This is a genomic window from Falsochrobactrum shanghaiense, from assembly GCF_003149535.1.
In the GTDB taxonomy this organism is placed as follows: domain Bacteria; phylum Pseudomonadota; class Alphaproteobacteria; order Rhizobiales; family Rhizobiaceae; genus Brucella; species Brucella shanghaiense.
Genome location: NZ_QGDB01000022.1, coordinates 1 through 9,451 on the forward strand (window position 1 = coordinate 1; position 9,451 = coordinate 9,451).

Genomic DNA, 9,451 nt, shown 5'->3' on the forward strand with positions numbered 1-9,451 from the left:
ACAGAAATGGGGCGGAAACGGTTATAGATGTCTGTTTAGTTCCACCGCGACTATTTCTTCTGCGCTGCCGAAAACCGACCGACCGTTTAGGCCTCGAAGCTGACAAACCGCTTTGCGCTTTAATTTGGACATTAGCGAAGTATTCTCACGCTTTCTAAGCAGTTGTTCCGCTTATCATCTGGTGATTGACAGCACGGGATTGAAGGTCTTCGGTGCGGGTGAATGGCTGGAAAACAAGCGCAGGACCAAGCTGAAACGCAAAAAGATGGCGCAAGCTTCATCTGGGTCTGGACCTTGTCAGTGGAGAGATCGTTTGCTCTGAGCTGACTGCGGATGATGTTGGCGATCCAACTGCTTTGCCCGATCTTCTTGCTCAGATTGATGGCTGTGTTGACAGGTTTATTGCGGATGGCGTTTACGATCGAGCGCCATCGCGTGATCTGTTAAAAACACGGCTTGGTGAGAATGCTGAGGTTATTATTCCTCCGCCCAGAACAGCAGTTCCCAGCCTGCAATCGGCGCTCGCTCCATCAGTGCGAGACCGGCATATTGCCGAAATCAACACCTGTGGGCGATTGGCATGGCAAAAGTCCACCGGCTATAATCAGCGTAGTCGCGGCGAGACACTGATGGGCCGATGGAAAACTGTGATCGGACCCAAACTTAAAGCAAAAGCCTTCGACAACCAGAAACAGCAGCAATGATCGGGGTCTGTGTTCTCGACCGGATGACCGAATTGGGACGTGCAGAGGTCGTTCGCATCTCATAAATGGGGCCTGGGATAGGGGTATCGTGACCGCAAACTGATCCATGCAACAAGGCCAGAATGAGAAAGGAATTAGTGCCACCAGCATACGTTGGCTGGCAAGAATTTTTGGTTGCAATGATCCAGTAGCTACAGGTGAATGGCAAATAGAGCTTACTGCAGCACAATCCAGGCTATCGACCAAAAGACGGGAATTGAAGAAGGCAGAAAACACCATCACTCAGTCGAGGCTGACACAAGACGCTACCGGGGTTCCCACAAATACGTCATTGGCGAAACCGCTGATCATAAACGACAACGAAGGTAAGCGACGAACACTGGCCAGACGATCAGAGGCGCTTTTCAGTGAGGGATCCCTTCTGAATTTGCCTGCTTGCGCAAGTGACTTTGACTTCCGGCTCATGTGATCGAGTGCGGTCTTGCTGCATTTTCAGAGGCCGCTGGCTGGGATGATAACCAGCGAAGAGGGTCCACATCTGTGTTCCGAGCTCAAGGTAGTTGAATAGTCCCCCTATTGACAATTTTCTGCAGATCGAAGCGGGCGCTGAATTTCACCGCGTCCTCAGGATTATGAGCAATTATATCGCTATTCTGCCCCGTCATCACGCCTTCGGCATTGGCTACGATAGCGAAACTGTTGGCATCAATCCTGGCCAGACTTTCGATTTTGAGTGCGCCTTCGGTCAGTGCATAGAAACTGTCATCATCTTTGGGATGAAAGCGAATGGAGGCGGCAGGCTTTGACTTCAGCTCGAGCGTTTCCGGGTTCAGGGAAATTTCTACCCGCAATGACGACTGCCCAGGTTTCGGGTCCAGAGTGTCACGTGATGTGATCAGCACGAACACATCATCCGGGGAAATATTAACACCGCCCATGAGTTGCGGCTTCATGATCAGCCAGCTTGCGGTATGCACTTCGCGATCTGGATTATTCGGCACAGTATTCCACGTTGTGTAGTGAGTTATTCGCTCATCGCCGAATGTGATGTCGATGGTTCCCGTCTCGGCATACACAGGCAGTTCCTGTGAGAAAGCTGGTATAGCAAAATATGCAGCAATCATTAGTGCCGCGGCAGTCCTTTTCATTCCAAACTCCGTTCCTTAATGTACACCGCAATCGATGTTCAGGGTGGCATGGTCATCAATAGATGCACCATTTTCATCTACCAGCATCAGGTTGGTAACGGACAGTTGCCGCCCGGAAGTCACAATGGTGAATTCCTGCGAATAGATGCGTCCGGCCTTGAGCTGCCGCTCGGGGCTAGTGAACGGGCCATCAACGCCGAGACCGATGGTCATCGCATTTGCCGTGGACGACAGTTCAAAAAAGAACTTTTCTCCATCTGGCGTCGTCCCTGGCCCCTGGATTTCAATATCGTCGAAACCATCCTGGCTATAGATGGCGCATGTCGTCGGCGTAAATTCGTAGTGACCTGTCGATGTTTCCAAAGCACTTATTGCGACGGCGGCGGTACTTTCTGATGTTGGCGCTTCCGCCTCCGCGCTGCAACCTGTCAGTATCAAGCTGCTAAACAAGCCGATCATGACAACGAATCCGGTTCTACGCTCGGCCATTCCAAAGTTTCTCGTTATCACTTCTTTCTCCATTGCCTACGGATAGGACCAGCCGTCGTGCTCGACGCGAAAAATCCTCAATGGCGCGCCGGGTTTGGTGGTGTCGGCGCGCAGGTAAAAGACCGCGCGCTGGTCCTTGCCGAAATTGGTGAAGTCGACATTGATGGTGATCATGCCGCGCAGCATCGGCTGGTCGGGGTCGGGCATGGGGTCTTCGATGGCACCGTCGAAGTCCTGCGCGCCATACAGAGGATGTGCACCGACATTGCCGGAAGCTAGCCAGGCGACGATGTCGTCGGTGAAGTAGTTTCTGGATACGGCAGGATCGAATGCGTTCGGCAGATTGCTGTTTTCCGACTGGAACTGGCGTTCGTAGAGCTCACGCACCAGGTCCTGCGCCTGAGCAACCGGATCGATGCCGGGGGCTGCTGCATAGGGTTCGGGAGCTGGCTGTGCTGGGCGGGACTTCGTCGCTGCGGCGATGGGCTCGCTACCATCGGGGGTGATATAGCGTTGCGCCACCCAGCCCGCCTTGCTCATCGCCTTGTTGCGCATCAGACACCAGCGGGGCGGCAGCGCGCTGATCTGCGCCTGCGTCATCGCCATGTAGTGGGCCGCGGTGTAGAACGGAACACAGGTGATCTGCTGCATGTTGCGTTCATTGTGGGCGAATGTCTCGATCACCGGATAGTTGGTGCCGGGGCCCATCCGGGCATTGAGAACATCGTTGCCGGAGACGCCCGTGACGCGCCAGGCATCCGGGCCGTGGCCATCGATTTCGGCATGGGCGGCAGACGCGGCCAGGCCGAGCGCCATGACAAGCAATGCGGCCTTGAATGTGTGTGTCATGGTCATTTCACCTCTACGATCGCACGGCCCAGAACCTTGCGGCCGCTGACGTCAAGAAACCGGATTTCATAGGTTCCGGCCTGTGCCGGCATTTGCAGCTCCAGCGACTTTTCCCCTCCGACCTTGTGCGCGGCAATCCAGCTGAAATCGGCCTGATCGGCGCGGGCAAGGGCAACGCGCTGGTCCGCGCTTCCGGCTTCCGCGCGCCACGACACGGTGATCGTCTCGCCGGCCCCGGCCTCTGCCGGTGCCGCCAGGCCGGCCCCGTCATCCAGCGACGCGTCTTGCGCCACCACTTCCAGCTGGTGGCTGGCAAGAGTGCGGGCCCCTTCGCGCAACACATAGCGGATTTCGTAAAGCCCTGTTTCAGCTGGCGCCTTCATCTCACCGGCACGTGCGTCCCGAACCCGGATATAGTCGGCATATTTTCCCTCGGCGGTCCCGGCGGGAACGATGGTGACATAGTCCTCCGGGTGGATCGAGATCGACCAGCTCACCTGAATCTTGGTTCCGGCCCTGGCGACATCGGGGCCGCTCACCGTCACTTCGGCCTCAACGACTTCCACCGGGGCGGACGCCATTGTGCGGCCCCCTTCGCGCAGCACATAGCGTACTTCGTAAAAGCCCGGCTCTGCGGGCGAGATCAATCGGTTTTCGGTGACATCGCGCACGCGTTGATAGTTGGTGTATTTTCCTTCCTCGGCTCCCACTGGAACGATGGTGACATAGTCTTCCGGATGGATCGACGCCGACCAGGTCACCTTGAAGCTTGCACCGGTGGTCACCTCTTTCGGCGCGGTGACCCCGATCTCGGCTTCAACGACCTCCACAGGCGTAGACGCCATGGTGCGGCCTCCTTCGCGCAGCACGTAGCGTACTTCGTAAAGGCCGGGCTCTGCCGGCGCGGTCAGTCTGTTTTCGGTGACATCGCGCACGCGCTGATAGTTGGTGTATTTTCCTTCCTCGGTTCCGGTGGGAACGATGGCGACATAGTCTTCCGGATGGATCGACGTCGACCATGTCACCTTGAAACTTGCGCCTGTGGTCACCTGTTGCGGCGCAGTGATACCGATTTCGGCCTCGACAACCTCGACGGGAGTTGCCCCCAGCGTATGGCCATCTTTCCGTGTGACGTAACGTACCTCGTACAGACCGGGCTGGGCGGGCGCGATCAACCTGTTTTCGGTGACATCACGCACGCGCTGATAGTTGGTGTATTTTCCTTCCTCGGCTCCGACCGGAACGATGGTGACATAGTCTTCCGGATGGATCGAAGCCGACCAGGTTACCTTGAAGCTTGATCCAGTCGTCACCTGTTCCGGCGCCTGGATCGCTACTTCAGCTTGTGGCTCCGGCTGCCGCTCCCGCTCCGGCTCAGGCGCCACTTCGGCCTCTGGCGGCGTCATTGGCTGCAAATCCATCACCGACTGGACATGGGCCAGTGCGGCCTTCAATTCATCGGCATTCTGCGCCGGAACGAAGACGCCGCCGGTGTTTTCGGCAATACAGGCAAGGCTTTCATGGGCCTGATCCTCAAGGTCGAAGCCGACGACATGGGTCGTGAACTTCACGCCCTGCCGGGCCAACTGTTCGGCCAGCGCGCAAGGGTCGGCCTGACAGGTTTCCAGACCATCGGAAATAAGCACCACAGTGGCGGGGTTGTCGCGATAGGACAGGAGTTCCGCCGCGTGCTGAACCGCGGCGGAAATCGGCGTCTTTCCTTTCGGGCGGATGCGGTTCACCGTGCTGATGAAGCTTGCCCGGTCGAGCGGCCCCGGCTCGATCAAGGTCTCGATGTCACGGCAGTCGCCTTCCGAACGATGCCCGTAGGCGACGAGGCCGAGATTGATGTCGTCGGACCAGCCGGTCACGAGATCGGCCATCACGTCGCGCGCGATCTCGATCTTGCTGGTGCCGTCGATCTGGCCCCACATCGAGCCGGAGGCGTCATAGACGATGACCACATCTTCCGCCGCTGCGGCGACCGACAAGGGCGTGGTGATGGCGGTGGCCGCGACCAGTGCTGTCTTCAGAGCTTTCATCATGATGTTTCGTTCCGTAGATTGTTTCATGCTGGCCGCACATCGCCGTTGCCGTGGATGCCGGACCCAGCCGACGCCCCCATGGCGCGCGCCTTCAGCTTGCGGAATTTGGCAGACATCTGCTCCAGCCGCGCATCCCATTCGGGATCGGGCTGCTGATTTTCGATGGTCTTGAAGAACACCTGCATCAGGCAGGCGATGGCGAATGGCTCCAGCAATGCCGCCTTGACGCTCCAGGCAAACAGCAGCGCAAACACGAAGCCACCGGCCGCCCACGCACCCGGCATCAAGTAGACGACGAGCGCAGCCGGCGCGAGCATGACCAGAAACACCAGAAAGCTCATGAAATAGACGATGATCGCCAGCCAGGCGGCATTCTTGAGCATGATTTTGTAGTTCTGCCCGTAAAGCACCAGCGCTTCCCGTGCCGATCCCCAGGCGTTGGTCGAGCCGGTGCGGATTGCATAGGCCAGGATAACTTCGTCGATAAAGCCGACGGCAACCCGCAGGAAGGCGTGCAAGATGCCGGAAACCTGCCTTGCGCCCGGTATCGGCAGAATGGTCAGGATGCCGCGCACCAGCCCCGTGATCGCACCGATCACGCCTTTGACCAGCTGATCGATGGCAAACAGCACGCTGGCCTGAGCGAAACGCTCCTTTACCACCGCTGTCGCATGGCTGACCTGTGACTTTCCGTCCGGCATCGGCTTGCCGTCGATCAGTTCGACCAGCACCGCTATATGACCCGCCTTGACGATATAAAGGATGTATTCGCGCGCCCAGTACATGATGGCGCCAAACAGGCCGAACCCCATGATGCCGCCCCACATGGTCGTATTGGCCTGAAATCCTTCGTCACCGAAGCCGCCAACGCCATAGCCGATGCCCGCGCCGGTTCCGGTCACCAGAACGTAGCCAACGGCAATACCGAAATAGACGGCCATCCGCAGCACGATGAACTGCATGGTCCGCGCCATCATTGCCAGCGCGCCGCTAACACTAAAATCCCACATGCTCTACCCCGCCTTCCACATCTGTCCGGGAAAATTTAGCAGAAGCAAAGCAAACATGCCCCATCCATTTGAATAGGGACATGCCGGAAAATGTGAGTATAGTTGGGCAAGCTTTACCCAGGAGAGAAAAACATATAAATTAAGCGGGTACACAAAGGACGGGACACAGCTTGGGGGCAGCGCGTCGATTTGCAGGTATTTTTCTTTTCTATTCTGACAGCCACGTTGTTTTACCTTACGTCCGCCACTCATGGCCAGGATCAGTCAGTATTGTTACCTCCCAAGTCACCCCTCATACTTGAAGTGCGTGGCGCTGTCTCGAGGACCAATGCGGAAGGGGCAGCGCATTTCGACATGACGATGCTGAGGGCGCTGCCTGCAGCCCGGTTGGAAACAACGACGGCGGTCACAGATGGCGTGCGCCGCTTTGACGGCTTTCTGATGCGCGATCTTCTGGCACATGTCGGCGCCCAGGGCACAAGTGTGACGGCGAGAGCCCTGAATGACTACGTGATTGAAATAGAAATCGAGGAGTTCAACCGGTTCGACGTTCTCGTGGCCTATGAAATGGACGGAGAACCGCTATCGCCGAGCGACAAGGGGCCGCTATGGATAGTCTATCCGCGTGACCAGCATGCCGAATTGCAGGATATTCGCTTTGATTATCGCTGGGTCTGGCAATTGCGATGGCTGGACATTGGATGAGCCAGCCTGCGCGTGCATTTGTCGGCGTTGCGTTGCCGGTTCTGGCCATCGTCGTATTCGTCGCGCTGTTGGCCTTCTCACTGATGCGCCTGTTAAACACCGAGCGGGATATGCGTATTGAAGCCACCCAAAACATGCTGTGGGTGATTTCGCGGGCGCATATTTCCAGCCTTCAATTAAGCGAGGCCTTGGCGGGCAGCGTTGCTGGAGAAGTTGATCCCGCGCAGATGGAGTTGCATTATAACGTATTTCTCAGCCGACTTGCCTTGCTTAATGATGGACCGCAACGCCGCCGGATGGAAGCACTTGAAGCTACTGCGGCGCTTGACGCCTTGCGTAAAAGCCTGCCTGAGCTTGAAGCGCTGCTGATGAGGCCCAGACCAGAGATAGTACCCGATATCAAAGCTCTGCTTGTGCCTTACAATGCAGCACTTACGGAAGCCGCCAATAAGGCAATGGTGGCCGAATGGGAAGATCTTGGCGCTACACTTGACGCAACACGAAAACAACTCTGGCACATCATCATCTCCATGATCAGCATATCGCTGGCGGGCACTGTGCTTTGCATCCATTTTTTGCTGGCGATCCGCGATGCAAGGCAACGGACTCGCCTGCTAAACAAGGAAAAAGCATTCTCCGAGCTTTTGATCGGCTCCAGCGGCGAAGGCATCATCGCCGTAGATATGAATCGACGCTGCACGGTCTGGAATGAAGCTGCCGAGCGGTTATTTGGCCTCGGCGCTGACGGGGCCACGGGCGCGATGCTGAACGAACTCTCCGGCTTTTTTGCGGTGGACAGGATCGAGCAGGCAATCAGCGATGCCCTTCAGGGGCAAGCTGTTGCACTGTTGGACCAACCGTTCTTTCCATCTCAACAGTCCGAACCGCTTTATGTCGACTTGCGCTGTTTCTCGCTGCGTGACGGGGGCCGTATCATTGGCACGATCCTGCTGGTGTCTGACGTGACAGAACGCAGGGCAGCCCAGCGGGAGATTGCCAATCATCGTGATCATCTGGAGCAAATGGTACAGGCACGTACGCAGGAGCTTGACGCAGCCCTGGCCCGAGAGCGCGCCACAGCCGATCTTTATCGGAACTTCGGCACCATGATTTCGCACCAGTTCCGCACCCCGCTTGCCCTCGTCGATTCCGCGCTTCAGCGCCTGATGCGCCGACGTGACAAACTAACGCCGGACGAACTCCTGAAACGGGGCGAAGAAGCCCGCGGTGCTATCGCGCGTCTGGTGCGGCTGGTGGAAAGTACCCTCGACGCCGCACGCCTCGATGCAGGCCAGATCGAAGTCCGCAGTCAGCTTTGCGATCTCGGCAACCTCGTTGCGGATATTTGTAGCCGCTTGACCGACGATACGGGCGAAGGGCGGATAACTGTCACGCTTCCCGACGGCGCTTCTCCCGCTGCCTATTGTGATCCCGTGCATGCAGAACACATCCTTAACAATCTGCTGTCCAATGCCGTTAAATATTCACCGGCAAAGACACCCATAAGCATTGTCCTCGCCGACACCGGCACGCAGATAGAATGCGTAGTGTCTAACATTGGACCTCCGGAGCGATCATTTGAACAGGAAGCGCTGTTCGAACGCTATTATCGAGGCAGCAATACGGAAGGCCGTCCCGGTATCGGCGTCGGCCTCTATATGGCCAGAGCACTTGCCCGTTTGCAGGGAGGTGACGTGCGATTGCGAAATTCGGAACCGGGCATGGTTCGGCTGGCGATGCTGCTGCCCAGCGGTGCCTCCGGTTCCCCCTCTGTTACAGACATGGCGCTACGAAAGGAGTCGGCATGACATTTGCACCGTCTCCGAACCGAAAGCCTTTTGTGATCCTTTGCATTGAGGATGAAGCGCAGCTTCGGCGTGACATCAGGGATGAACTCGTCGAGACTGGCTATGATGTGGTTGAAGCCGACAATGGTAAGCAGGCGCTCGACAGGCTGGCTTGTGTCTGCCCCGATCTGGTTCTTTGCGATATCTCCATGCCCGAACTCAACGGTTATGGCGTGCTTGAGGCGCTGCAGGAAAAGGGGCCGGATTATGCCGAAATTCCGTTTGTGTTCCTCTCGGCCCTTGCCGATCCCAGGCACATTGTTGATGGCAAGCGGTTTGGTGCTGATGATTACCTCGTCAAACCGATCGATTATGATCTCTTGTTGGCGACCGTCGAAGCGCGACTGCGCCAGATCGGACGTATCCGTTCAGCACGCTCAATGGAGCCAACTAGCCCCGACTTTACAACACTATCGGGGTCCTATGGCTTCACACCCGCAGAAATAAGGATCACGCAAGCGCTCACACAAGGCAGGAACCTAACTCAGATCGCGTCTGATCTCGGTGTCTCTCGATCCACCGTTGCCTTTCATATGCGAAATATATTCCAGAAAACCGGAACTGGCAGACAGGCGGAACTCGTTGCTCTACTGCTCAAAAGATAATAGCGCCGGTGGGGTACTAGTCTATGGCTGTTGTCAAGGTACGGACCGA

9 protein-coding genes are annotated in these 9,451 nt (G+C 56.9%); 4 read left to right on the top strand and 5 right to left on the bottom strand.

Going from position 1 to position 9,451, the window contains the following annotated elements; translation table 11 throughout:
• Positions 1 to 308: 308 nt before the first annotated feature.
• Entirely contained in the window at positions 309 to 704 is a 396-nt protein-coding gene (locus DKP76_RS18675) for a transposase (protein ID WP_245410297.1), read from the top strand.
• A 551-nt stretch (positions 705 to 1,255) separates the two neighbouring features.
• On the opposite strand, the gene DKP76_RS18680 is transcribed toward DKP76_RS18675, so the two are convergent.
• The 5 genes from DKP76_RS18680 to DKP76_RS18700 are packed head-to-tail and all read right to left on the bottom strand — an operon-like array spanning position 1,256 to position 6,245.
• Positions 1,256 to 1,852, bottom strand: coding sequence for a hypothetical protein (locus DKP76_RS18680; protein WP_146198959.1), 597 nt, complete (start codon positions 1,850 to 1,852; stop codon positions 1,256 to 1,258).
• Positions 1,853 to 1,867: 15 nt separating this feature from the next.
• Positions 1,868 to 2,341 carry a hypothetical protein gene (locus DKP76_RS18685; protein ID WP_109708152.1) on the bottom strand — a complete coding sequence of 158 codons (474 nt, stop codon included), beginning with the start codon at positions 2,339 to 2,341 and terminating at the stop codon, positions 1,868 to 1,870.
• Positions 2,342 to 2,377: 36 nt separating this feature from the next.
• A complete protein-coding gene (locus DKP76_RS18690; protein WP_109708153.1) occupies positions 2,378 to 3,190 on the bottom strand; it encodes an SH3 domain-containing protein in 813 nt (270 codons plus the stop codon).
• A gap of 2 nt (positions 3,191 to 3,192) precedes the next feature.
• Entirely contained in the window at positions 3,193 to 5,235 is a 2,043-nt protein-coding gene (locus DKP76_RS18695; protein ID WP_158279474.1) for a vWA domain-containing protein, read from the bottom strand.
• A gap of 23 nt (positions 5,236 to 5,258) precedes the next feature.
• Complete coding sequence (locus DKP76_RS18700) at positions 5,259 to 6,245, bottom strand: hypothetical protein (protein ID WP_109708155.1); 987 nt, start codon at positions 6,243 to 6,245, stop codon at positions 5,259 to 5,261.
• A 270-nt stretch (positions 6,246 to 6,515) separates the two neighbouring features.
• On the opposite strand from DKP76_RS18700, the gene DKP76_RS18705 reads away from it, so the two are divergent.
• The 3 genes from DKP76_RS18705 (at position 6,516) to DKP76_RS18715 (ending at position 9,402) form a co-directional block, all read left to right on the top strand.
• The gene (locus tag DKP76_RS18705) at positions 6,516 to 6,950 is read left to right on the top strand and encodes a putative pterin-binding protein (RefSeq protein ID WP_199224865.1); all 435 of its coding nucleotides are present in this window, start codon (positions 6,516 to 6,518) and stop codon (positions 6,948 to 6,950) included.
• 530 nt (positions 6,951 to 7,480) lie between these two features.
• Positions 7,481 to 8,758: a PAS domain-containing sensor histidine kinase gene (locus tag DKP76_RS18710; protein ID WP_425349422.1), complete on the top strand. Its 1,278-nt coding sequence runs from the start codon at positions 7,481 to 7,483 to the stop codon at positions 8,756 to 8,758.
• Positions 8,755 to 9,402 (top strand): response regulator transcription factor, encoded by a 648-nt coding sequence (locus tag DKP76_RS18715; RefSeq protein WP_109708158.1) that lies wholly within the window; start codon positions 8,755 to 8,757, stop codon positions 9,400 to 9,402. The genes DKP76_RS18710 and DKP76_RS18715 overlap by 4 nt, the downstream gene beginning before the upstream one ends.
• Positions 9,403 to 9,451: the final 49 nt, after the last annotated feature.